The organism is Mycobacterium sp. NTMscope_Eco_3 (genome assembly GCF_976985685.1).
In genome coordinates this window covers 495,337-515,887 of record NZ_CDRJYZ010000001.1, presented here as the reverse complement: position 1 = coordinate 515,887, position 20,551 = coordinate 495,337, and the positions used below count along the sequence as shown (strand labels likewise).

Here is a 20,551-nt window from a genome sequence, read left to right as displayed (position 1 = left end):
CGCCTCCGGCGTTTCGGTCACCGCCTCCGGCTGAGCTTCTGACGTGTCCGACGGCTCCGACGGCTCCGACGTTTCGGGCGGCTCCGACGGCTCCGGTGGCGCCGTCGGCTCGACCGGCGCCTGGGTGACGTCCAGCACCCCGTCGTCGTAGGGCTCGTACGCGGGGGACCCGGTGCCCGCCGGCGCCGGGGTGTCCGAGTGCGCACCGCAGCCATACTGCTTGTCGACGATGTGCCCGTCGGCCGACAGCTCGTTGCCGCACACGCCGAACATGGCCCCCAGGGATCCCGACAGCGGCAGGAAGAAGCCACAGTCGCGGCACACCCGCTTGGTGGATCGCGCCATCGGCGAGTCGGGGCCGTAGTCGCCGGTGTGCCAGCGTTCGGCCGCCTCCGCACGTCCCTCGCCGCTCATCACCCAGCGTCGGCCCAGCCCGATCTCGGCGGCGGTCTCGTCGACCTGTGGGTCCCCGCTGGCGGTGTAGCCGGGAACCAGCCGAGGATCGTCGGCGGCGGGGGCCAACAGGTCCCCGGGGCTGAGGTCCCCGGGTCGCACCCGCTGCTCCCACGGCACCCATTCCGGCGCCAGCAACGCCGTCGGGCCCGGGACGAGCACCACTTCGCTCACGGTGGCGTGATCGGCGCCGGGATAGGCGGCCACAACCACGGCCCACTGCCACCCCTGGTAGCCCGGTAGATGCGCCAGGAACCGGTGGGTGGCGGTGTTCGGGTCTTCGTAGCTGACGCCCAGATAGTCGCCGAGCGTCTCCGGCCCGCTGAACTCCACAACGGCGGCCCTGGCCTGGTCCGCCGCGCCCGTGAGCACCGCCGCCAACCGTTCGGGCCACTCGCCCACGGTCGCCACGGGCGATCCCTCGATGGGTCTGGTCACGCTGTCTTCTGTCTGCATTGCGGTTCCAATACTAGGTTGACGAGCCACGCCCCGTTACCTGCAGACGCATGTCGCCGGCATAGGGGAGAATCGGGGAGTGTCTGGGCGGCGGCAAGGCGATCCGGGCCGGGTGGGCTCCAGGCCGGGCCGCCGGGCCCCCAATGGCGTTGCCGCACAACATCCGGGCGCGGCCAACTACCCTGCCGGCGACGGCGCCCAGCGCCGGACGCGCCGCCCACCGCCGATGCCGAGCGCCAACCGCTATCTGCCCCCGCTGAGCCACCAGGCGGAGCCGGACCACAGCACCGGCGCGCCCCCTCGTGCCCCGACTCCCGGCGAGCGGATCACCGTCACCCGCGCCGCGGCGCTGCGCAGCCGCGAAATGGGTTCCCGGATGTATTGGATGGTGCAGCGCGCGGCCACGGCCGACGGCGCCGACAAGTCCGGTCTGACGGCGCTCACCTGGCCCACGGTGGCCAACTTCGCGGTGGACGCCGCGATGGCCGTCGCCTTGGCCAACACGTTGTTCTTCGCGGCGGCGACCGGGGAGAGCAAGGGCCGCGTCGCGCTGTACCTGTTGATCACCATCGCGCCGTTCGCGGTGATCGCCCCCCTCATCGGTCCGGCGCTGGACCGGCTGCAGCACGGGCGCCGCGTCGCGCTCGCCGCGTCGTTCGCCCTACGCACGGCGTTGGCGCTGGTGCTGATCATGAACTACGACGGCGCCAGCGGGAGCTACCCGTCGATGGTGCTGTACCCGTGCGCGCTGGCCATGATGGTGTTCTCGAAGTCGTTCAGCGTGCTGCGCAGCGCGGTGACACCCAGGGTGATGCCGCCGACCATCGACCTGGTGCGGGTCAACTCGCGGCTGACCATGTTCGGTCTGCTGGGCGGCACCATCGCCGGGGGCGCCATCGCCGGGGGCGTCGAATTCGTCTGCACGCACCTGTTCAAGCTGCCCGGCGCATTGTTCGTCGTCGTCGCGGTCACGATCGCCGGCGCGGCGCTGTCCATGCGGATCCCGCGCTGGGTCGAGGTGACCGCCGGTGAGGTCCCCGCCACCTTGAGCTACCGCCAGGACAGCGAACCCCTGCGCCGAAGCTGGCACAAAGAGGTCAGCGGGGCACTTCGGCAACCGTTGGGCCGCAACATCATTACTTCGCTGTGGGGTAACTGCACCATCAAGGTCATGGTGGGGTTTCTGTTCTTGTATCCGGCATTCGTCGCCAAGGCGCATGACGCCAGCGGGTGGGCGCAGGTCGCCATACTCGGGGTGATCGGCGCGGCGGCCGGCATCGGCAACTTCGTCGGCAACTTCACCAGCGCGCGCCTCAAACTGGGCCGGCCCGCCGTGCTGGTGGTGCGCTGCACGCTGGCGGTGAGCGCGGTCGCATTGGCGGCCTCGGTGGCCGGCAACCTGATGCTGGCCGCGATCGCCACGCTGGTGACGTCGGGGGCCAGCGCGATCGCGAAGGCGTCCCTGGACGCCTCGTTGCAGAACGATCTGCCGGAGGAATCCCGGGCATCGGGTTTCGGGCGCTCGGAGTCGACGCTGCAGTTGGCCTGGGTCCTCGGCGGCGCCGTGGGTGTGTTGGTGTACACCGAACTGTGGGTCGGATTCACCGCGGTCACTGCCCTGCTCATCCCGGGCCTGGCGCAGACGCTGGTCAGCTTCCGCGGCAACTCGCTGATTCCCGGCCTGGGAGGTAATAGGCCCATCATGGTCGAGCAAGAGGGCACCCGTCGCGGCGTCGGCAGTCCGGCGGTGGTCGCCGAGTGAAACCCCGAATCAACCGCGGCGTGGCCGTGCTGCTGGCCTGCCTGATGGCTCTGCTCTGTGTGGGTGTCGGAGTCGGCACGTGGCTACTGGTAGGGCGCTCCGGTCCGCAACGCCCCGAGATCAGCGCGTATTCGCATGGTCACCTGGCCCGGGTGGGGCCCTACCTCTACTGCAACGTGCTCAACCTCGAAGACTGTGACACGCCGCAGACCCAGGGTGAGCTCCACGTCAGCGAGCGCTATCCGATTCAGCTCTCGGTGCCCGATGCCATCTACCGGGCGCCCTGGCGCCTGGTGCAGGTATATGAGGATCCAACGAACAGCACCAGCACCATCTTTCGGCCGGGCACCCGGCTCGCCGTGACTATTCCCCCGGTCGACCCGCATCGCGGTCGGCTGGCCGGGATCGTCGTGCAGTTGCTGACGTTGGCGGTGGACCCGGCGGGCGAACTCCGCGATGTCCCGCATGCGGAATGGTCTGTGCGCCTGACGTTCTGAGCCCTAGCGCGCCCAACGTGGAGGTGTTGTCGCACAACCCCAGGCGATTTCGCGCAACAAGTCGACGTTCGGCGAGAAAATTTCAAGCCCCGCGAACGCTACGCCCCGTGGCCGGCGGGCACCCGCTCCCCTTCGACCGGCGGGCCCGGGGGCGTCCCGCCCCCGAAAGGCTTGCCGCCCAAACTCTCTCGTCCGTGCGGGGATAACCACCCGGACAGGTCGGGGCCCTTGGGCACGATGCGGGTGGGGTTGATGTCGGCGTGGACGATGTAGTAGTGCTGCTTGATCTGGACGAAGTCGATGGTGTCCCCGAAGCCCGGCGTCTGGAACAGGTCGCGCGCGTAAGCCCACAGCACCGGCATTTCGCTCAGTTTGCTGCGATTGCACTTGAAGTGCCCGTGATACACCGGGTCGAAGCGGGCCAAGGTGGTGAACAACCGCACGTCGGCCTCGGTGATGGTGTCGCCCACCAGGTAACGCTGGTTGGTCAGCCGATCGCTCACCCAATCCAACGCGGCGAACAGCCGATCGTAGGCGGCTTCGTAAGCCTCCTGCGCGCCGGCGAAGCCGCACCGGTACACGCCGTTGTTGATTTCGGTGTAGACCCTCTTGTTGACCTCATCGATTTCGGCGCGCAGCCGCTCGGGGTAGAGCTCGGGCGCTCCGTCGCGGTGGTACGCCGACCACTCCGTCGACAGATCCAACGTCATCTGCGCGAAGTCGTTGGTGACCACCGCGCCGGTCGGTACGTCGACGATCGCCGGGACCGTGATCCCCTTCGGGTAGTCGGGGAACCGCTTGAAGTAGGCGTCTTGCAACCGCGGGATCTTCAGCACCGGATCCACACCGCCGGGATCGAGATCGAACGTCCAACTGCGCTCGTCGTGGGTGGGGCCGCAAAAGCCAATGGAGAGCACGCTTTCGAGGCCCAGCAACCGGCGGACGATGATGGCGCGGTTGGCCCACGGGCACGCGCGGGCGACGACGAGCCGGTACCGGCCGGGCTCGACCGGGTAGCCGTCGCGCCCGGCGGCGGTGATGCGGGTGGTGATGTAGTCGGTGTCGCGGTTGAACTCGCCTGCTTGCGCGATGTAGGAAGCCATGTCTTCCATCGTGGCTCAACGCGGGCTCGTTGCCGAGCGGTCGCTGGACAAGAATCGCCGGGCCAGGTTGTTCTCAGTCGACGCACCCTCTTCCCAGTGGGCGATCCACGGCCCGGTGCCCTCGGACTGATCGATGATCCCGGCCTCCAGCCAGCTGTACCGGCCCTGCAGCAGGTTGCGAGTCAGCTGCACATCGCTGCCGTCGGTGTTGTCCCACAACGCATGAAACAGCGTCTCCACCCGCAGCGTCGCTTGGGCGCAGAATGTTTCGGCCAGCTCGTAGGCCTGCTGGCCCACCACCGGATCGGCGGCACGTTGCGACTCCGCGTGCACGCAAGCCGCGGACATCGCGAACAACTCGGCGCCGATGTCGACGACGCGGCCGAGGAATCCCTGCCGCTGCTCCAGCTTGGCCTGCCAGCGCGCCATGCCGTAGAACGTGTTCCGGGCGAGCTTGCGGCTGGAGCGTTCGATGAACCGGAGGTGTGCCGCCAGCGGGCCGAACTCGTGGTAGGCCCGCGGTCGCTGACCTTCACCGAAAACCAGCTGCGGCAACCACTTTGCGTAGAATCCGCTCGCACCAACCGCCGCGGCGGCCTTCTGCCGCAGGCCGGTGTCGGGCTTGGCGAGGTCGCCGGCCGCGGCGAGGTGCGCGTCGACCGCCTCGCGCGCGATAAGCAGCCTCATGATCTCGCTGGACCCCTCGAAGATGCGATTGATCCGCAGGTCCCGCACCGCCTGTTCGACGGGCACGGCGCGTTCGCCCCGCGCGGCCAGCGACTCCGCGGTCTCATAGCCCCGTCCACCGCGGATCTGCATGACCTCGTCGGCGATCACACAGGCCATCTCGCTGGACCACAACTTGGCCAACGCCGCCTCGATCCGGATGTCGTTGCGCCCTTCGTCGGCCATCTGCGCGGACAGCTCGAGCACGGCGTCCAGCGCGTAATTGGTGGCGGCGATGAACGAGAGCTTGCGGGCCACCGCTTCGTGCTCGGCCAGCGGCTTGCCCCACTGGACACGCTCACCGGACCATTCGCGCGCGATCTTCAACGCCCACTTCGATGAGCCCGTCGCGCTGGCGGGGATCGACAACCGTCCGGCGTTGAGCGTGGTCAACGCGATCTTCAAACCGTCTCCTTCGGAGCCGATCAGGTTTTCGCGCGGGACCCGAACGCGGTGCAGCCTGGTGACGCCGTTCTCGATGCCGCGCAGGCCCATGAATTTGTTGCGCCGCTCCACGGTGATCCCGGGTGAATCGGCCTCGACGACGAAGGCGCTGATGCCGCCGCGGTGCCCTTCGCTGCGGGGCACCCGGGCCATGATCACCAGCAGCTCGGCGACCACACCGTTGGTAGTCCACAACTTCACGCCGTCGAGTTCGTAGGCCTGGCCGTCCTCGATGGGGGTCGCCGTCGACGCCAATCGGGCGGGATCGGAGCCGACGTCGGGTTCGGTGAGCAAAAACGCCGATATGGCCCCGGCGGCGCAGCGCGGCAAGAACTTCTGTTTCTGCTCGGGGGTCCCGGCGAGTTTGAGCGGCTCGGGCACCCCGATGGACTGATGCGCCGACAGCAGTGCGCCGAGACTGGGGTGAACGCTCGTCACCATCATCAGCGCCCGGTTGTAGGCGACTTGCGACATGCCCAGGCCGCCGTATTCGGCGGGAATCTTCATCCCGAAGCAGCCCAGGTCGGCCAGTCCCTTCACGTACTCGTCGGGAATTTGCGCATCGCGTTCGATGACGCTGCCGTCGACGGTCTCCAGAAACTCGCGCACGCTGTCGAGAAACGCCCGGGTGCGGGTCTCGTCGGCTTCCGTGGGCGTGGGGAACGGGTGTATCAGCTCCAGCGGAAAACGACCGAGAAACAATTCCTTTGCGAAGGACGGTTTATCCCAACCGGTTTCGCGAGACTCCTCGGCGAGCGCTCTCGCCTGTTCCTCGGTGACCTGCGCTTGCTGTGCCATCGCAGCCTCCTTGCTAGACGACCGTCATGGGGTGTGGAGTACCCCATCTGCGGCTCGTCACCGAGCCGTCGCCGGCAAATTGGCTGAGTCGGGCGCGTTAGGAGTCGAGCTCCCGTGCCACGGCCTTGACCACCTCGGAGACCCGGCGCGCCGTCTTGCGGTCGGGGTAGCGGCCCTTGCGCAGCTCGGGCTGCACGGTGCTTTCCAGCAACGTGATCATGTCCTCGACCATGCCGTGCAGTTCGTCGGGGTTGTGCTTGTGTTCGGCAGGCGCCTCGCGCCGCGCCTTGGTCAGGCTGGGCGGCGGCTCAATCAGCTTGAGGCTCAACGCTTGCGGCCCGCGGCGTCCGGAGGCGATACCGAATTCCACCCGCTGGCCGGCCTTGAGCCCCTCGACCCCGGCGGGCAGCGCCGACGAGCGGACGTAGACGTCTTCGCCGCCCTCTTGTGACAGGAAGCCGAAGCCCTTGTCAGCGTCGTACCACTTAACCTTGCCGGTCGGCACTGGTCTCACCTGCTTGTCTAACGGATCAATAGAAATAGGCAACACAATAAGCGTCCCGCCTGCGCAGGACGCCGTATTAAGAGTCTGATCCTACTCGGATGCGTGCCTAACGAGCACCCCCGTTATTCGTCACTCGGTACGCTTGGTATTACCCGCGGAGGAGATATGCGCCTGATCCTGAACATCATCTGGCTTCTGTTCGGTGGCCTGTGGTTGGCCGCCGGATATCTCGTTGCGGCGCTCATCAGCTTTCTGCTGATCATCACCATCCCGTTCGGCTTCGCGTCGCTGCGCATCGCCTCTTACGCGCTGTGGCCGTTCGGCCGCACGATCGTCGCCAAGCCGACCTCCGGGTCCGGCGCGCTGATCGGAAACATCATCTGGGTGGTGCTGTTCGGGCTGTGGCTGGCGGTCGGTCATCTAGTCAGCGCGGTGACGATGGCGCTGACGATCGTCGGCATTCCGCTGGCGCTGGCCAATCTCAAACTGATTCCGGTGTCGCTGATGCCGCTGGGCAAGGAGATCGTTCCCCTCGACTCGCCGGTTCACTACGCGGCGCCGGTGGCCGCATGACCCTGACGGCGTTGGGTTTCCCGACGGTGCGGAGCCGCCCTGACGGCCCGGCCGGTGACCGTGTCGTCGCCGAAGCACCGTCCGCGGGCCCGTTGGTGGACACCTACGGGCGGGTCGCCACGGATCTGCGGATCTCGCTGACCGATCGCTGCAATCTGCGGTGCACCTACTGCATGCCCGCCGAGGGCCTGGACTGGCTGCCGGGCGAGCAACTGCTGACGGCCGGCGAGTTGGCCCGGCTGATGGACATCGCGGTCACCCGGTTGGGGGTCACCAACGTGCGGTTCACCGGCGGTGAGCCGCTGCTGGCGCGCCACCTCGAAGAGGTGATCGCCGCGGCGGCCGCGTTGCGGCCGCGCCCCGAGATCTCCCTGACCACCAACGGCGTCGGGCTGGCGCGGCGGGCCGCCGGGCTCGCCCGGGCGGGGCTGGACCGCGTCAACGTGTCGCTGGACACCGTGGATCGGCAGCATTTCGCGGCCATTACCCGCCGCGATCGCCTCGACGACGTGCTGGAAGGGCTGGCTGCTGCCCACGAGGCCGGCCTGGCGCCGGTGAAGGTGAACGCCGTGCTCGACCCCGCGACCGGTCGCGAGGACGTGGTGGAGCTGTTGCGGTTCTGCCTCGAGCACGGCTACCAGTTGCGCGTCATCGAGCAGATGCCCCTGGACGCCGGGCACCAATGGCGCCGCGAGGCGGCGTTGAGCGCCGACGACGTGCTGGCCGCGCTGCGCCCGCATTTCCGGCTGCGGCCCGACCCGGCGCCGCGCGGGTCCGCTCCCGCCGAGCTCTGGCTGGTCGACGAGGGCCCCGGCACGCCGGGCGGCAAGGTGGGTGTCATCGCATCGGTCTCGCACGCGTTTTGCTCGACGTGTGACCGCACCCGGTTGACGGCCGACGGGCAGATCCGCAGCTGCCTATTCGCGAAGGAAGAGACGGACCTTCGGGGCCTGTTGCGCAACGGCGCGCCCGACGAGGCGATCGAGGCGGCGTGGCGCACCGCGATGTGGGGCAAGCCCGCGGGCCACGGCATCAACGACCCGAACTTCATCCAGCCCGACCGACCGATGAGCGCGATCGGTGGCTAGCCCCATGGGGCAGCCCCCCGTCCAGGAAACCGGTATCGGAGTGACGGTGCGCTACTTCGCGGCCGCCCACGCGGCCGCGGGCGTCGAGGCGGAGACGCTGGTGGTGCGCCCCGGCACCACGCTTGGCGAGCTGGTCGAGCGGCTGGCCACGCGCGGATCGAGCCTCGCCACCGTGTTGAGCCGATGCTCCTACCTGTGCGACGGGGTCGCCGTGCGCGACGAGACCACAACGTTGCGATCCGGTGACACGATCGATGTCTTGCCGCCCTTTTCCGGCGGCTGAAACTGTGAAACATCTCACATAACGGAACGATAACGGCGCGATCACGGTCCAATCTCGCGTGTAATGACCTGCGCAAATACCGTGTGTTGCTGCGGTTTTCGCAGATGGCCGAGAGCGAAACGCCAGGTGTCGCGACACGTGACGCGACCAACAGAAACCGTTACGGTCTCCGAAGGCTCGCCAGCTATCCCGATTGGCGGACCTCCCCTCCCTATCGCGCCGAGCTCCATCCAATAGGCGGGGGCAACCAACTCATGGATGGAGACGGGGGACCCACCGGTCCACCGTGATCGGACTGGGGCCGCTCGCGGCTCCTAGGGGTGAAGTCGGCGTCGTCGTTTCGACGACCACGTCGGCCGGGTGGCCTCTCCAACCCGAACCCGACAGCTGACCTCGCAGGCGCGTGACGAGAGAGGAATATATCGGCGCGCATGAGCGGACGTCACCGTAAGCCCACCGCATCCAGTGTCAATGTCGCCAAGATCGCCTTTACGGGCGCAGTGCTTGGTGGCGGCAGCATCGCCCTAGCCGGCCAGGCGGCCGCGGCCACCGACGGCGAATGGGACCAGGTAGCCCGTTGCGAGTCCGGCGGCAACTGGGCCATCAACACCGGCAACGGCTACCACGGCGGGGTGCAATTCAGCGCCAGCACGTGGTCGGCACACGGCGGCGGCCAATACGCCCCGTCGGCCGAGCTTGCCACCAAGGAACAGCAGATCGCCGTCGCCGAGCGGGTGCTGGCAACCCAGGGTCGCGGCGCATGGCCCGTCTGCGGCGGCCCGCTGTCGGCTCCCAGCCCGCGCGAGGCACCCGCCCCAGCCGGCCTGGACGCCCCGCTGGACGCGCCCGGCATCAACGGTGCACCGGCGCCTGACGCTCCCCCGCAAGACGCCCCGCCGCCCGCTCCGGTGCAGCTGGCCTCCTTCGACCGTCCGGCACCGGACGCTCCCCCGGCAGATTTGCCGGCGCCTCCGGCCGAGCTGCCCCCCGCTGCGCCCGCGGACGCCGCACCGCCGGCCGATCTGCCCCCCGCGCCCCCGGCCGAAGCGACGCCGCCCGCACCTCTGGCGGACGCGCCCGTCGCGGACGCGGACTTCCGCGGATTCGTCCCGGCCGGCATGCCGGAGCTCGCGTCCGACGCCAGCTACACCCAGCAGCTGTGGGAAGCGATTCGGGCACAGGACGTTCAGGGGAACGACGCGCTGGACGCCCTGGCGCAGCCGTCGCCCAACGCCTGAGGCTCTACCGCCAGATTCCCCGCACGCCCCGAAAACCCTCCTGTTCGGGGCGTGTCGGGCATGGCGCGGCTGCGGGGGGCTGAGATCGCCACGGCGTCAGGCCGAACCCACCCACTCCTCGGTGCCGTCGGCGAAGAATTGGTGCTTCCACACCGGTAGCCGCGCCTTGATGGTGTCGACCAGCTGCGCGCAGGTGGTGAATGCCGCCTGCCGGTGATCGGCGGCGACCGCCGCCACCAATGCCGCCTCTCCGATGTGCAGCACACCGATTCGGTGGCTGGCGGCGACGGCGCGCACGCCGCCGGACTGCGCCGCCACATCGGCCACCACGTCGGCCATGACCTGCGCGGCCGACGGGTGCGCCGAGTACTCCAGCCGCACCACCCGGCGCCCGACGTCGTGGTCGCGGATCATGCCGACGAACCCGACGATGGCCCCGGCCGACTGGTGGCCGACCAGTTCCTCATGCTCAGCCAGAAAAATCGGGTGCTCGGTCATGGCTGCGCGCACGACCAACGTCATCGCTGGTGGTCTTTACCGGCGAGTTGATCGAGCGCGTGGTCGAGCACGTCGGCCAGCACCCCGAGCCCGTCGCGCACCCCACCCGGGGAACCCGGCAGGTTGACGATCAGGGTCCGCCCGGCCACCCCGCACACGCTGCGGGACAATACCGACGTCGGCACCTTCGGAAGGCCCGACTGGCGGATTGCCTCCGCCAGTCCGGGAATGAGGTAGTCGATGACGGCCACAGTCTGGTCCGGCGTGCTGTCGCTGGGTGAGATGCCGGTGCCGCCGGAGGTGAGGATGACGTCGACGTCGTCATCGATCGCCTTGCGCAGCGCATCACCGACCGGTGGGCCATCGGCGACCACCTCCGGCTCCCCGGGCGAAAAGCCCCGCTGCGTCAGCCATTCGGTGATGATCGGCCCGCATCGGTCTTCGTACTGTCCGGCCGACGCCCGGGTCGAGGCGATGATGACGCGGGCCGATCGGGTGCTCATGACCGCGTCCACATTCCGGTTTTGCCGCCTTCCTTGCGCAGGACTCGAATGTCATCGATCCGCGCGGCCGGGTCGACCGCTTTGATCATGTCGTAGAGCGTCAGGGCCGCGACGCCGACGGCGGTCAGCGCTTCCATCTCCACCCCCGTGCGATCGGTGCTGCGCACCGTCGCGGTGATCTCGATGTCCGACTCCGCGACGTCGAAGTCGATGTCGACCCCGGTCAGCGCGAGCTGATGGCAGAGCGGGATGAGATCGCTGGTGCGCTTTGCCGCCTGGATACCCGCCACCCGGGCGGTGGCCAGCGCGTCGCCCTTGGGCAGGCCCCCGGTCGAGATCAGGGCGACTACGTGGGCCGACGTGCGCAGGGCGCCCGCGGCGACGGCGGTCCGCTTGGTGGCTACCTTCTCGCTGACGTCGACCATGTGCGCCGCCCCCTGGTCGTCCACGTGTGACAGCGCACCCGGGTGGGATTCTCCCGACGCCCAGGTCGTCGAGGCTTTCGAGGCCTCAGAGGCCCTAGCCATGTGGGAGACCTACCGATTGACGACGGTGACCGGGTGCAGGTAGGGCAGCTCGGTGGAGGGCAGCGGGAACGTCAGCTCGCCGAAGGGCGACAGCGCACCGGTCCGGTCGGTCACGAGTTCACTGACCGCGTGGTCGTCGGGGTCCGTCGTCGGCCAGCCGTTGTCGACATACTTGGATTTGCGAGCTTTGCCCTCAGCAGTGTCAGCCACGAGGTCCATTCTGACAGGTGGCCCCGACGCGCGTGGCGCAAGACCGTAGGTTCGAGTCGCCGGGCGCCCGCCGCTTTGCTGTCTGCTGGGTACCGGCCACCTGCTTTACGCTGGTCAGCGATGACCGACAACACCCCGGATATCCCGCTGGGGTCGTGGCTGGCCGAGTTGCCCGACGAGCGCCTGATCCGACTGCTGGAATTACGGCCGGACCTCGCCCAGCCCCCGCCCGGCAGCATCGCCGCGCTGGCGGCCCGAGCTCAGGCCCGCCAGTCGATCAAGGCTGCCACCGACGACCTCGACTTCCTGCGGCTGGCGGTGCTCGACGCGCTGCTGGTGCTGCAGGCCGACGCGGAACCGGTGCCGACCGCGAAGCTGCTGGCGCTCATCGGGGACCGCGCCCCCGAAGGCGACGTCCTCGACGCGGTCGACGACCTCCGGCAACGCGTCCTGGTCTGGGGCGAGACCGCGCTGCGGGTCGCCCCGGACGCCGGGACCGGAATGCCGTGGCATCCGGGGCAGGTCATTCTCGAGGACACCTCGCGCGGCGCCGAGCAGATCGCCGGCCTGATCGACGACCTCAACCAGGCGCAGCTCGAGGTGCTGGAGAAACTCCTCGAAGGTTCGCCGATGGGCCGCACCCGTGACGCCGCGCCCGGCGCACCGGCGGACCGCCCGGTGCCCCAGCTGCTGGCGATGGGTCTGTTGCGGCGCATCGACGCCGAGACCGTGATCCTGCCCCGCTACGTGGGACAGGTGCTGCGCGGCGAGCAGCCCGGTCCCATGCAGCTGACCGCGCCCGACCCGGTTGTGTCGACCGCCACGGCCGACGATGCCGACGCGACCGCCGCCGGAGCGGCCATCGACCTGCTGCGCGAACTCGACGTCCTACTCGAAACACTTTCCGCCGCACCGGTTTCCGAGCTGCGCAGCGGGGGCCTGGGAATCCGGGACGTCAAGCGGCTGAGCAAGGTGACCGGCATCGACGAGCCGCGGCTGGGGTTGATCCTGGAAGTCGCCGCGGCCGCCGGATTGATCGCCAGCGGCATGCCTGACCCCGAACCCACCGTCGGTGAGGCACCGTACTGGGCGCCGACGGTCGCCACCGACCGGTTCGCCGCGCTGTCCACCGCCGAGCGCTGGCAGCTGCTGGCCGGCAGTTGGCTCGACCTTCCCAGCCGCCCGACGCTGATCGGTACGCGCAGCCCCGACGCCAAACCCTATGGGGCTCTTACCGATGCCCTGTATTCCACGGCCGCACCGCTGGATCGCCGACTGTTGCTCGGTATGTTGTCTGAGCTCCCGCCCGGCGCCGGTGTCAACGCGGCGGAAGCATCGGCCGCGCTGATCTGGCGGCGGCCGCGCTGGGCCAAGCGGTTACAGCCGGGGCCCGTCGGGGATCTGCTCACCGAATGCCATGCCATGGGCCTGGTGGGGCGCGGGGCGATCAGCACGCCCGGCCGGGCGCTGCTGGACGTGGACGCCGATCCGCAGGCCGCGATCGACGCGATGGCCCGGGCGCTACCCAAACCGGTCGATCACTTCCTGGTGCAGGCGGACCTGACCGTTGTCGTGCCCGGCCCGCTGCAGCGCGACCTGGCCGAGCAACTCGCCACGGTGGCCACCGTCGAATCGGCCGGGACGGCAATGGTGTACCGCGTCAGCGAACAGTCGATCCGGCATGCGCTCGACGTCGGCAAGACCCGCGACTGGATGCACGCCCTGTTCGCCAAACACTCCAAAACACCAGTGCCCCAAGGGCTTACCTACCTCATCGACGACGTCGCGCGCAGGCACGGGCAGCTGCGGATCGGCATGGCCGCGTCGTTCGTGCGTTGCGAGGATCCGGCGCTGCTTGCCCAGGCCGTGGCCGCTCCCGCGACCGAAGACGTGCAGCTGCGCGCCCTGGCCCCCACGGTGGCGGTGTCGCCGGCGCCGATCGGCGAGGTGCTCGCCGCGCTGCGAGCGGCCGGCTTCGCCCCGGCGGCCGAAGACTCTACGGGCGCCATCGTCGACGTCCGGCCCCGCGGCGCCCGGGTGGCCACGCCGCAGCAACGCCGCCCGTATCGCCCCGTGCGGCGTCCCAACAGCGAAAGCCTGCAGGCGGTCGTCGCGGTGCTGCGCAAGGTCACCGCCGCACCGTTCGGCAACATCCGCGTCGACCCGGCGGCCACCATGACCCTGTTGCAGCGCGCCGCCAGGGAACAAGGCACCCTGGTGATCGGTTATCTAGACGCGGCCGGCGTGGCGACCCAGCGCGTCGTGTCGCCGATCACCGTCCGGGGCGGTCAGCTGGTGGCCTTTGATTCGGCTTCGGGGAGGCTGCGCGACTTCGCCATCCACCGCATCACGTCGGTGGTGTCGGCCCCCGGCCGATAATGAATGGCATGCCGGGCACGATGCAGAGCGAAGCGATGAGGAGAAGTGGCGCCTAGATGCGCGCCGACGACGATGCAGAGCGAAGCGATGAGGAGAAGTGGCGCCTAAATGACTGACGGACCGTTGATCGTGCAGTCCGACAAGACGGTGCTGCTCGAAGTGGACCACGAGCAGGCCGGCGCGGCGCGGGCCGCCATCGCGCCGTTCGCCGAGCTGGAACGCGCACCCGAGCACGTGCACACCTACCGCATCACGCCGCTGGCGCTGTGGAACGCCCGCGCCGCCGGCCACGACGCCGAACAGGTCGTCGACGCGCTGGTCTCCTTCTCCCGCTACGCGGTGCCGCAGCCGCTGCTCGTCGACATCGTCGACACCATGGCCCGTTACGGCCGCTTGCAGCTGGTGAAAAGCCCGGCGCACGGTCTCACCCTGGTGAGCCTGGACCGCGCGGTGCTCGAGGAGGTGCTGCGCAACAGGAAGATCGCGCCGATGCTCGGCGCCCGGATCGACGACGACACCGTCATCGTCCACCCCAGCGAACGCGGCCGGGTCAAGCAGATGCTGCTCAAGATCGGTTGGCCCGCAGAGGATCTCGCGGGCTACGTCGACGGAGAGGCGCATCCGATCAGCCTGGCCCAGGACGGCTGGCACCTGCGCGACTACCAGCAGATGGCCACCGACTCGTTCTGGTCCGGTGGCTCCGGTGTCGTGGTGCTTCCCTGCGGCGCCGGTAAGACGCTGGTGGGGGCCGCCGCGATGGCGAAAGCCGGTGCGACAACGCTGATTTTGGTCACCAACATCGTCGCGGCGCGACAGTGGAAGCGCGAGCTGATCGCCCGCACCTCGCTCACCGAGGAGGAGATCGGCGAATATTCCGGTGAGCGCAAGGAGATTCGGCCCGTCACCATCTCGACGTACCAGATGATCACTCGCCGCACCAAGGGCGAGTACCGGCACCTCGAACTCTTCGACAGCCGCGACTGGGGACTGATCATCTACGACGAGGTCCACTTGTTGCCGGCGCCGGTGTTTCGGATGACCGCCGACTTGCAGTCCAAGCGGCGCCTCGGCCTGACCGCCACGCTGGTGCGCGAGGACGGCCGCGAGGGCGACGTGTTCTCCCTGATCGGCCCCAAACGTTATGACGCGCCATGGAAGGACATCGAGGCGCAGGGGTGGATCGCGCCGGCGGAGTGCGTCGAGGTGCGGGTCACCATGACCGACAACGAGCGGATGATGTACGCCACCGCCGAACCCGAAGAGCGTTACAAGCTCTGCTCGACGGTGCACACCAAAATCGCTGTGGTCAAAACGATTCTGGCGAAGCATCCGGGCGAGCAGACCTTGGTGATCGGCGCGTATCTCGATCAGCTCGACGAGCTGGGCGCCGAGCTGGGCGCCCCGGTGATCCAGGGCTCGACGCGGACCAAGGAACGCGAAGAGCTGTTCGACGGCTTCCGCCGCGGCGAGGTGAACACGCTGGTGGTGTCCAAGGTCGCCAACTTCTCCATCGATTTGCCGGAAGCCGCGGTGGCCGTGCAGGTTTCGGGAACGTTCGGCTCGCGCCAGGAAGAGGCGCAGCGGCTGGGCCGGTTACTGCGGCCCAAGGCCGACGGCGGCGGCGCCATCTTCTATTCCGTGGTGGCGCGCGACAGCCTGGACGCCGAGTATGCCGCGCACCGGCAGCGCTTCCTGGCCGAGCAGGGTTACGGCTACATCATCCGCGACGCCGACGACCTCCTGGGCCCGGCCATCTAGACTAGGGAACGCAAAAGCCCCCGAAACTCCATTGTTTCGGGGGCTTTTGTGTCTGCTGGCGCTACCGAGACAGGATGGTCGCCGACGCGGTGCCGGGCGCCCCGTACACCTGCGCCAGGCCGACGCGGGGATCGCCGGGCACCTGACGTTCCCCGGCCTCGCCGCGCAGTTGGCGCACCAGTTCGTGCATCTGCCGCAGCCCCGACGCGCCGATCGGCTCGCCGTTGGCGATCAGCCCGCCGTCGGTGTTGACGGGTATTGAGCCGTGGATCTCGGTGGCGCCGTCGGCCAGTAGCTTCTCCTGTTCGCCGTCCGCGCACAGGCCGGTCTCGGCCATGTGGATCACCTCGGCGCCGGCGTCGGTGTCCTGCAGCTGCGCGACGTCGACGTCCTCGGGTCCGATGCCGGCCGCCTCGTAGGCGGCCTTGGCCGCGTACACCGTCGGCGATGCGTCCTCGTCCAGGGGCGCCGACGTGGCGTGCACCTCGTAGGCGCCGAACCGTCGCGTCCGAATTTCGCAGGCGCGCACATAGACCGGCTTGTCGGTGAACTTCTCGGCCATGTCGGCGCGACACATGATGACCGCCGCGGCCCCCTCGTCGGGCGCGCAGAACATGTACTGGGTCAGCGGGTAGTTCAGCGCGGGCGAGGCGAGGATCTCCTCGACGGAAATCTCCTTGCGCCGGAAGGCATTCGGGTTCAGCGCACCATTGCGGAAGTTCTTGTTGGCCACCCGCGCCAACGTCTCCTGGGAGATGTGGTGGTCGTGGATGTACTTGTTGGCCTTCATGCCGAAGAACTTGGTGGTGACGAACTGCCCGTTGTTGGCGTACCACTGCGGCAGCGCCAGCTTGGCGGGGTCGTCGGTGAACGCCCCGCGCGGGTGTTTGTCGAGGCCGATGGCAATTCCGATGTCGTACTTGCCCAGCCGGATGGTGTCGGCGGTCTGCTGGATGGCGCTGGCCGCGGTGGCGCAGGCGTTGAACACGTTGGTGAAGGTGATGCCGGTCAGCCCGACCAGGCGGGTCACGGCGTCGGGGTTGGAGACCTCATAGCTGCCACCGAATCCGAACTGGATGTCTTTCCAGTCCACTCCGGCGTCTTTGAGCGCCAGCTGGACGGCTTCGGCGCCCATCTGCATCGCGGTCTTCTCGAACCGGCCGAACGGGTGGAGGCCCACGCCGATGATGGCGACGTCGTTGGTCATCTCAATCCTCCTGGATAACTTGTCGCGACCCGCTTCGCCCGGCGCCGCCGCGCTCGCGATCGCCACGGATAACTGGCAGCGGCCCGCCGCTAGACCGGCTGGAACGCGAAGGTCATGATTTCGGCGCCCTCGTCGTCGGTGGCCAGGGGCACCATGGTGAGTTCGACTTCCTGGCCGAACTGCAGCTTGGCCGGGTCGTTCTCGGTCAACCGCCCTTCGACGCGGATGACGTCACCGAGCTGGACCAAACCCACTCCGAACGGGACGAAGTCCTTTCCGGCCGGGCCGATGTAGGGGGCTCCCGGGGGGAAGCCCTGCGTCGTCCACGCCACCAGCGTCCCGCGGCGCGGTAACAACACGTCGGACATCTCGCCGCCGCTGCAACGCGGGCACCACTGCTGCACGGGGAAGGTGGTGGCCTCGCAGCTGCCGCATCGGCTGCCGATCAGCTGCGGGCTCTCATCGGGCCAGGTAGAGATCTCGGGGGCTAGCGCCTTCTGCATCGGGGGATCCTCCAGGATCGTCGACATTCCGCCAACAGAACTCACTGAACCGTATAACAGCTTTCCGAAAAGTGGAAACCACATTCTCGTCGCCGCACAACGGCTGAACATCGGCGGCAGCGCGGGGGAGATATGTTGGCGCCATGACGGTCACCGTGATACTCGAGCTCAGGTTCAAGCCCGACGAGGTCGCCGCGGGGCGCGAGCTGATGGGCCGGGCGCTGCAAGACACCCGGGCATTCGACGGCAACGTTCGCACCGACGTGCTCGTCGACGAGGACGACGAAGCGCACTGGCTCATCTATGAGATCTGGGAGGCGGTCGAGCACGACGAGGCGTACCGCGCGTTTCGCGCCGGCGAAGGAAAGCTGACCCAGCTGCCTCCGTTGCTGGCCGCGCCCCCGGTCAAGACGAGATACGTCACGACCGACGTCTGACCTCGCGGCGCCGCACTGATGCTGACAGGGCTGCGCTACCGCTAGCGTTCGGGCGTCGGCGCGAATTCAGCAGGCAACCAGGTCGTCGATCTGGCTGATTGCCGATGAGGTGCCCTCGACCACGCCCATGTCCAACACCTGCTGAAGCGCCTCGGCGGAGGCGAAAGTGCTGACGTAGATCGCGCGAGTGCCGCCTTCGTGCTCGGTGAAGGTGTAGACGTTCGTGGCGACCGGCAGCCCCGGGTCGGGGTTGAAGTCCAGGTCGGCGAAGCCGTCGACGAAGGAGAAGCTCGTCGGCTCGTCGACGGCGGTGATCTCCCAGTATCCGGCATGCCGGTCGCCGTCCGGGCCGGTCATGAAGTACGTGGTGCGGCCTCCGGGCCTGAGGTCGTGGTCGACCACAGTCGCCGGGTAGGTGGGCGGGCCCCACACCTTCTCGAGCTGACGCGGGTCGGCGTAGACCTGCCAGATTCGCTCCACCGGCGCGGCGAAGTGGGCGGTGATGGTCAGGGTCAGGTTGTCGAGGTCCTGCTGGACGTCGGTCACGGGCACGGTTCAGTCCTCCTTGGTCGAGTCCGATGAAATGAGTTCGTCGATGCGCGCGATGCGGTCGCGCCAAACCTGTTCCAACTCAGCCAGCATCGACGCCACCGACCGCACCGCCGCCACGTCACCCGTGGCCAGCTGCTCGCGACCGCTCCGTCGTTTGGTGATCAAGCCGGCTTTCTCGAGCACGACGACGTGCTTCTGCACGGCCGCGAAGCTCATGTCGTACTTCAGTGCGAGCTTCGACACCGAGTGTTCCCCGGCCAGGGTCCGGCGCATGATGTCGCGCCGGGTCCGGTCGGCAAGCGCGTGGAACAAGGCGTCCACCCGGTCTGCGTCGTCGTCGGACATGAAGCAAATGTACAACCAAACGGTTGTAGATTGTCAACCCCGCGCCCGGGCGAGCTCACCCGGCCCACCGGCCGGCGCCGCAACTAGCTCAGCGCGGGAATGATCTCTCGTTCGAACAGCTCGATGCCCGAGCGGTCGTAGGCAGCCTCGGGGAAATAGCAGATCGCGTACTCGCAACCGAGGTCGCGGAGCTTCGTCAGGCGCTCGATGACCTGTTCCGGTGTGCCCGTTGCCGAATCCGGCCCGCTGGTGCCGGCGATCATCGCATCCGCGGCGCCCTCGCCGACGTAACCGACCATGCGGTCGCGGACCCGTTGCAGCCGGTCTTTGACGTCGGCCTCCGATGTGCCGACGACGGCGTTGACATTGGCCGAACGCACGATGGCGTCGAAGTCGGTGCCCATGTCGCGGCAGTGCTCGGCCAGCACCTGCGACTTGTGGGCGAACGTCTCCGGCTCGGGCGTGAAGTTGGTGTACTGCGCGTACCGTGCGGCGATACGCAAGGTCACCTTCTCGCCACCGCCGGCGATCCAAAGCGGAATTCCGTTGTCTTGCAAGGGCTTAGGCGAGACGACCGCGCCGTCCACCTGGTAGTGCTTGCCGTCGAAGCTGACCTTGCCGTCACGCCAGGCGTCGCGCATGATCTGGACGCCCTCGTCCAACCGGCCCAACCGCACGCCCGCCGACGGGAATCCGTAACCGTAAGCGCGCCATTCGTGTTCGTACCAGCCGCCACCGATGCCCATCTGAATCCGGCCACCGGAGATGATGTCGGCCGTCGCCGCCACCTTGGCGAGGTACACCGGGTTGCGGTAGCTCATCGCCGTGCACATCTGGCCGAGCTTGATCCGAGACGTGGTGGCCGCGTACGCGGCCATGAGCGACCACGCTTCGTGGGTGGCTTCCCCGGTGGGCACCGGCACGGTGTGGAAATGGTCGTAGACCCACAGCGAGTCCCAACTCCCCCGATCCGCGTAATCGGCCAGGTCGCGCATCACCGCCCAGTGTTTCTCGGGTTCGATGCCGACCAGATCCATTCGCCAGCCTTGCGGAATGAAGAGACCGAAGCGCATACCAACGGACCTTAGCCCGGCCAGATCTCAGCCACGCAGCGCGTCAAGTGCGGCCGCCACGGACTTCTCCCGCAACTCCCCGTGGGGCGCGTCGGGAAACTGCACGCAGCAGTCCTGCAACCCGCCGAACGCGACGACCGCGCGGGTGGACTGCGCGAGCGTCGGCGTCTCGCCGAACACCAGCCGCGCCAACCGCTCGCGCCACGCGAGCACGGTGTCGATGAGGTCCAAATCGATAAGCGTCGACAACTCGGTCAGCAACAGCACCAGATCCCGGCGGTGCCGGTAGTGAAAATCAAAATAGCCTTTCAACAACTCGCGCGCATCGACGGCGCCGCGGCCCTCGTGGTCGGCGACGAATCGCTCGCCCTCGTCGATCAGCGGCACCAGGATGCTGCGCACCAGGTCCTCGCGTGACGGAAAGTGGTAGTACAGCGCGGGTTTGGTGATGCCCAACTGGTTGGCGATGTCCTGCAGGCTGGTGCGCTGCACGCCCCGCTGCAGAAACAGCTCGCGAGCGGCCTCCTGAATCCGCTCGCGCGTGTCCGACCGGGGCCTGCTCACCCCCAGAGCTTATCTGACTTACCGATCGGTAAGTCAGATGTTATGCTTACCGAACGTTAAGTAAGTCGG

At 68.3% G+C, this 20,551-nt stretch carries 22 protein-coding genes, 1 pseudogene and 1 riboswitch; of the genes and pseudogenes, 9 read left to right on the top strand and 14 right to left on the bottom strand.

Going from position 1 to position 20,551, the window contains the following annotated elements; all coding sequences use genetic code 11:
- Positions 1 to 108 precede the first annotated feature (108 nt).
- A pseudogene (locus AC0KTM_RS02555) lies at positions 109 to 891 on the bottom strand (DUF3027 domain-containing protein); the annotation flags it as partial.
- 130 nt (positions 892 to 1,021) lie between these two features.
- On the opposite strand from AC0KTM_RS02555, the gene AC0KTM_RS02550 reads away from it, so the two are divergent.
- Positions 1,022 to 2,671, top strand: coding sequence for an MFS transporter (locus tag AC0KTM_RS02550; protein ID WP_225327348.1), 1,650 nt, complete (start codon positions 1,022 to 1,024; stop codon positions 2,669 to 2,671).
- An 8-nt stretch (positions 2,672 to 2,679) separates the two neighbouring features.
- Complete coding sequence (locus AC0KTM_RS02545) at positions 2,680 to 3,168, top strand: DUF2771 domain-containing protein (RefSeq protein WP_225327442.1); 489 nt, start codon at positions 2,680 to 2,682, stop codon at positions 3,166 to 3,168.
- A 98-nt stretch (positions 3,169 to 3,266) separates the two neighbouring features.
- On the opposite strand, the gene AC0KTM_RS02540 is transcribed toward AC0KTM_RS02545, so the two are convergent.
- The 3 genes from AC0KTM_RS02540 to AC0KTM_RS02530 form a co-directional block, all read right to left on the bottom strand.
- Positions 3,267 to 4,271, bottom strand: coding sequence for a glutathione S-transferase family protein (locus AC0KTM_RS02540; protein ID WP_225327349.1), 1,005 nt, complete (start codon positions 4,269 to 4,271; stop codon positions 3,267 to 3,269).
- Positions 4,272 to 4,286: 15 nt separating this feature from the next.
- A complete protein-coding gene (locus AC0KTM_RS02535) occupies positions 4,287 to 6,239 on the bottom strand; it encodes an acyl-CoA dehydrogenase family protein (RefSeq protein WP_225327350.1) in 1,953 nt (650 codons plus the stop codon).
- A gap of 97 nt (positions 6,240 to 6,336) precedes the next feature.
- Positions 6,337 to 6,744 (bottom strand): cold-shock protein, encoded by a 408-nt coding sequence (locus AC0KTM_RS02530; protein WP_238958301.1) that lies wholly within the window; start codon positions 6,742 to 6,744, stop codon positions 6,337 to 6,339.
- 165 nt (positions 6,745 to 6,909) lie between these two features.
- On the opposite strand from AC0KTM_RS02530, the gene AC0KTM_RS02525 reads away from it, so the two are divergent.
- The 4 genes from AC0KTM_RS02525 (at position 6,910) to AC0KTM_RS02510 (ending at position 9,926) form a co-directional block, all read left to right on the top strand.
- Positions 6,910 to 7,317, top strand: a complete 408-nt coding sequence (locus tag AC0KTM_RS02525) for a YccF domain-containing protein (protein ID WP_238958302.1) — start codon at positions 6,910 to 6,912, stop codon at positions 7,315 to 7,317.
- Positions 7,314 to 8,405, top strand: coding sequence for a GTP 3',8-cyclase MoaA (gene moaA / locus AC0KTM_RS02520; protein WP_238958303.1), 1,092 nt, complete (start codon positions 7,314 to 7,316; stop codon positions 8,403 to 8,405). The genes AC0KTM_RS02525 and moaA overlap by 4 nt, the downstream gene beginning before the upstream one ends.
- Positions 8,406 to 8,409: 4 nt before the next feature.
- Complete coding sequence (locus tag AC0KTM_RS02515; RefSeq protein WP_238958399.1) at positions 8,410 to 8,688, top strand: MoaD/ThiS family protein; 279 nt, start codon at positions 8,410 to 8,412, stop codon at positions 8,686 to 8,688.
- Positions 8,689 to 8,920: 232 nt separating this feature from the next.
- Positions 8,921 to 9,106: riboswitch (cyclic di-AMP (ydaO/yuaA leader) on the top strand.
- A gap of 13 nt (positions 9,107 to 9,119) precedes the next feature.
- Positions 9,120 to 9,926 carry a transglycosylase family protein gene (locus AC0KTM_RS02510; RefSeq protein WP_238958304.1) on the top strand — a complete coding sequence of 269 codons (807 nt, stop codon included), beginning with the start codon at positions 9,120 to 9,122 and terminating at the stop codon, positions 9,924 to 9,926.
- Between the two features lie 96 nt (positions 9,927 to 10,022).
- Here AC0KTM_RS02510 and AC0KTM_RS02505 read toward each other — a convergent pair whose 3' ends face one another.
- Genes AC0KTM_RS02505 through AC0KTM_RS02490 form a run of 4 tightly spaced genes read right to left on the bottom strand, consistent with a single transcriptional unit; the run spans position 10,023 to position 11,664 of the window.
- Complete coding sequence (locus AC0KTM_RS02505; RefSeq protein ID WP_225327355.1) at positions 10,023 to 10,448, bottom strand: molybdenum cofactor biosynthesis protein MoaE; 426 nt, start codon at positions 10,446 to 10,448, stop codon at positions 10,023 to 10,025.
- Entirely contained in the window at positions 10,445 to 10,927 is a 483-nt protein-coding gene (locus AC0KTM_RS02500; RefSeq protein WP_225327356.1) for a MogA/MoaB family molybdenum cofactor biosynthesis protein, read from the bottom strand. The genes AC0KTM_RS02505 and AC0KTM_RS02500 overlap by 4 nt, the downstream gene beginning before the upstream one ends.
- Positions 10,924 to 11,454 (bottom strand): cyclic pyranopterin monophosphate synthase MoaC, encoded by a 531-nt coding sequence (gene moaC / locus AC0KTM_RS02495; RefSeq protein WP_225327357.1) that lies wholly within the window; start codon positions 11,452 to 11,454, stop codon positions 10,924 to 10,926. Before moaC ends, AC0KTM_RS02500 begins: the two co-directional genes overlap by 4 nt.
- A 9-nt stretch (positions 11,455 to 11,463) precedes the next feature.
- The gene (locus AC0KTM_RS02490) at positions 11,464 to 11,664 is read right to left on the bottom strand and encodes a hypothetical protein (protein ID WP_225327358.1); all 201 of its coding nucleotides are present in this window, start codon (positions 11,662 to 11,664) and stop codon (positions 11,464 to 11,466) included.
- Between the two features lie 120 nt (positions 11,665 to 11,784).
- Here AC0KTM_RS02490 and AC0KTM_RS02485 point away from each other — a divergent pair, with 120 nt between their 5' ends.
- Both AC0KTM_RS02485 and AC0KTM_RS02480 read left to right on the top strand, forming a co-directional pair.
- Positions 11,785 to 14,043, top strand: a complete 2,259-nt coding sequence (locus AC0KTM_RS02485; RefSeq protein ID WP_472414888.1) for a helicase-associated domain-containing protein — start codon at positions 11,785 to 11,787, stop codon at positions 14,041 to 14,043.
- Between the two features lie 108 nt (positions 14,044 to 14,151).
- The gene (locus tag AC0KTM_RS02480; protein WP_238958306.1) at positions 14,152 to 15,801 is read left to right on the top strand and encodes a DNA repair helicase XPB; all 1,650 of its coding nucleotides are present in this window, start codon (positions 14,152 to 14,154) and stop codon (positions 15,799 to 15,801) included.
- Between the two features lie 61 nt (positions 15,802 to 15,862).
- Here AC0KTM_RS02480 and AC0KTM_RS02475 read toward each other — a convergent pair whose 3' ends face one another.
- Both AC0KTM_RS02475 and AC0KTM_RS02470 read right to left on the bottom strand, forming a co-directional pair.
- Positions 15,863 to 17,008, bottom strand: coding sequence for a thiolase family protein (locus tag AC0KTM_RS02475; RefSeq protein WP_225327361.1), 1,146 nt, complete (start codon positions 17,006 to 17,008; stop codon positions 15,863 to 15,865).
- Between the two features lie 89 nt (positions 17,009 to 17,097).
- Positions 17,098 to 17,511, bottom strand: a complete 414-nt coding sequence (locus AC0KTM_RS02470; protein WP_225327444.1) for a Zn-ribbon domain-containing OB-fold protein — start codon at positions 17,509 to 17,511, stop codon at positions 17,098 to 17,100.
- A 143-nt stretch (positions 17,512 to 17,654) separates the two neighbouring features.
- On the opposite strand from AC0KTM_RS02470, the gene AC0KTM_RS02465 reads away from it, so the two are divergent.
- Entirely contained in the window at positions 17,655 to 17,948 is a 294-nt protein-coding gene (locus AC0KTM_RS02465) for a putative quinol monooxygenase (RefSeq protein ID WP_238958307.1), read from the top strand.
- 66 nt (positions 17,949 to 18,014) lie between these two features.
- Here the strand turns inward: AC0KTM_RS02465 and AC0KTM_RS02460 are convergent, their stop codons facing one another.
- The 4 genes from AC0KTM_RS02460 to AC0KTM_RS02445 all read right to left on the bottom strand — a co-directional run bounded on the left by AC0KTM_RS02460 (position 18,015) and on the right by AC0KTM_RS02445 (position 20,482).
- Positions 18,015 to 18,500, bottom strand: coding sequence for an SRPBCC family protein (locus AC0KTM_RS02460; protein WP_238958308.1), 486 nt, complete (start codon positions 18,498 to 18,500; stop codon positions 18,015 to 18,017).
- A gap of 3 nt (positions 18,501 to 18,503) precedes the next feature.
- Entirely contained in the window at positions 18,504 to 18,845 is a 342-nt protein-coding gene (locus tag AC0KTM_RS02455) for an ArsR/SmtB family transcription factor (protein WP_238958309.1), read from the bottom strand.
- An 83-nt stretch (positions 18,846 to 18,928) separates the two neighbouring features.
- Positions 18,929 to 19,918 carry an LLM class F420-dependent oxidoreductase gene (locus AC0KTM_RS02450; protein ID WP_472414886.1) on the bottom strand — a complete coding sequence of 330 codons (990 nt, stop codon included), beginning with the start codon at positions 19,916 to 19,918 and terminating at the stop codon, positions 18,929 to 18,931.
- Between the two features lie 27 nt (positions 19,919 to 19,945).
- Positions 19,946 to 20,482, bottom strand: a complete 537-nt coding sequence (locus tag AC0KTM_RS02445; protein WP_238958311.1) for a TetR/AcrR family transcriptional regulator — start codon at positions 20,480 to 20,482, stop codon at positions 19,946 to 19,948.
- Between the last annotated feature and the right edge of the window lie 69 nt (positions 20,483 to 20,551).

Bases quoted from the DNA above. Each gene is read 5' to 3' on its own strand.
- AC0KTM_RS02540 (WP_225327349.1), bottom strand. From the start codon at position 4,271: ATGGCTTCCTACATCGCGCAAGCAGGCGAGTTCAACCGCGACACCGAC.
- AC0KTM_RS02535 (WP_225327350.1), bottom strand. From the start codon at position 6,239: ATGGCACAGCAAGCGCAGGTCACCGAGGAACAGGCGAGAGCGCTCGCC.
- AC0KTM_RS02525 (WP_238958302.1), top strand. From the start codon at position 6,910: ATGCGCCTGATCCTGAACATCATCTGGCTTCTGTTCGGTGGCCTGTGG.
- moaA (WP_238958303.1), top strand. From the start codon at position 7,314: ATGACCCTGACGGCGTTGGGTTTCCCGACGGTGCGGAGCCGCCCTGAC.
- AC0KTM_RS02515 (WP_238958399.1), top strand. From the start codon at position 8,410: ATGGGGCAGCCCCCCGTCCAGGAAACCGGTATCGGAGTGACGGTGCGC.
- AC0KTM_RS02510 (WP_238958304.1), top strand. From the start codon at position 9,120: ATGAGCGGACGTCACCGTAAGCCCACCGCATCCAGTGTCAATGTCGCC.
- AC0KTM_RS02505 (WP_225327355.1), bottom strand. From the start codon at position 10,448: ATGACGTTGGTCGTGCGCGCAGCCATGACCGAGCACCCGATTTTTCTG.
- AC0KTM_RS02500 (WP_225327356.1), bottom strand. From the start codon at position 10,927: ATGAGCACCCGATCGGCCCGCGTCATCATCGCCTCGACCCGGGCGTCG.
- moaC (WP_225327357.1), bottom strand. From the start codon at position 11,454: ATGGCTAGGGCCTCTGAGGCCTCGAAAGCCTCGACGACCTGGGCGTCG.
- AC0KTM_RS02485 (WP_472414888.1), top strand. From the start codon at position 11,785: ATGACCGACAACACCCCGGATATCCCGCTGGGGTCGTGGCTGGCCGAG.
- AC0KTM_RS02480 (WP_238958306.1), top strand. From the start codon at position 14,152: ATGACTGACGGACCGTTGATCGTGCAGTCCGACAAGACGGTGCTGCTC.
- AC0KTM_RS02475 (WP_225327361.1), bottom strand. From the start codon at position 17,008: ATGACCAACGACGTCGCCATCATCGGCGTGGGCCTCCACCCGTTCGGC.
- AC0KTM_RS02470 (WP_225327444.1), bottom strand. From the start codon at position 17,511: ATGCAGAAGGCGCTAGCCCCCGAGATCTCTACCTGGCCCGATGAGAGC.
- AC0KTM_RS02465 (WP_238958307.1), top strand. From the start codon at position 17,655: ATGACGGTCACCGTGATACTCGAGCTCAGGTTCAAGCCCGACGAGGTC.
- AC0KTM_RS02455 (WP_238958309.1), bottom strand. From the start codon at position 18,845: ATGTCCGACGACGACGCAGACCGGGTGGACGCCTTGTTCCACGCGCTT.
- AC0KTM_RS02450 (WP_472414886.1), bottom strand. From the start codon at position 19,918: ATGCGCTTCGGTCTCTTCATTCCGCAAGGCTGGCGAATGGATCTGGTC.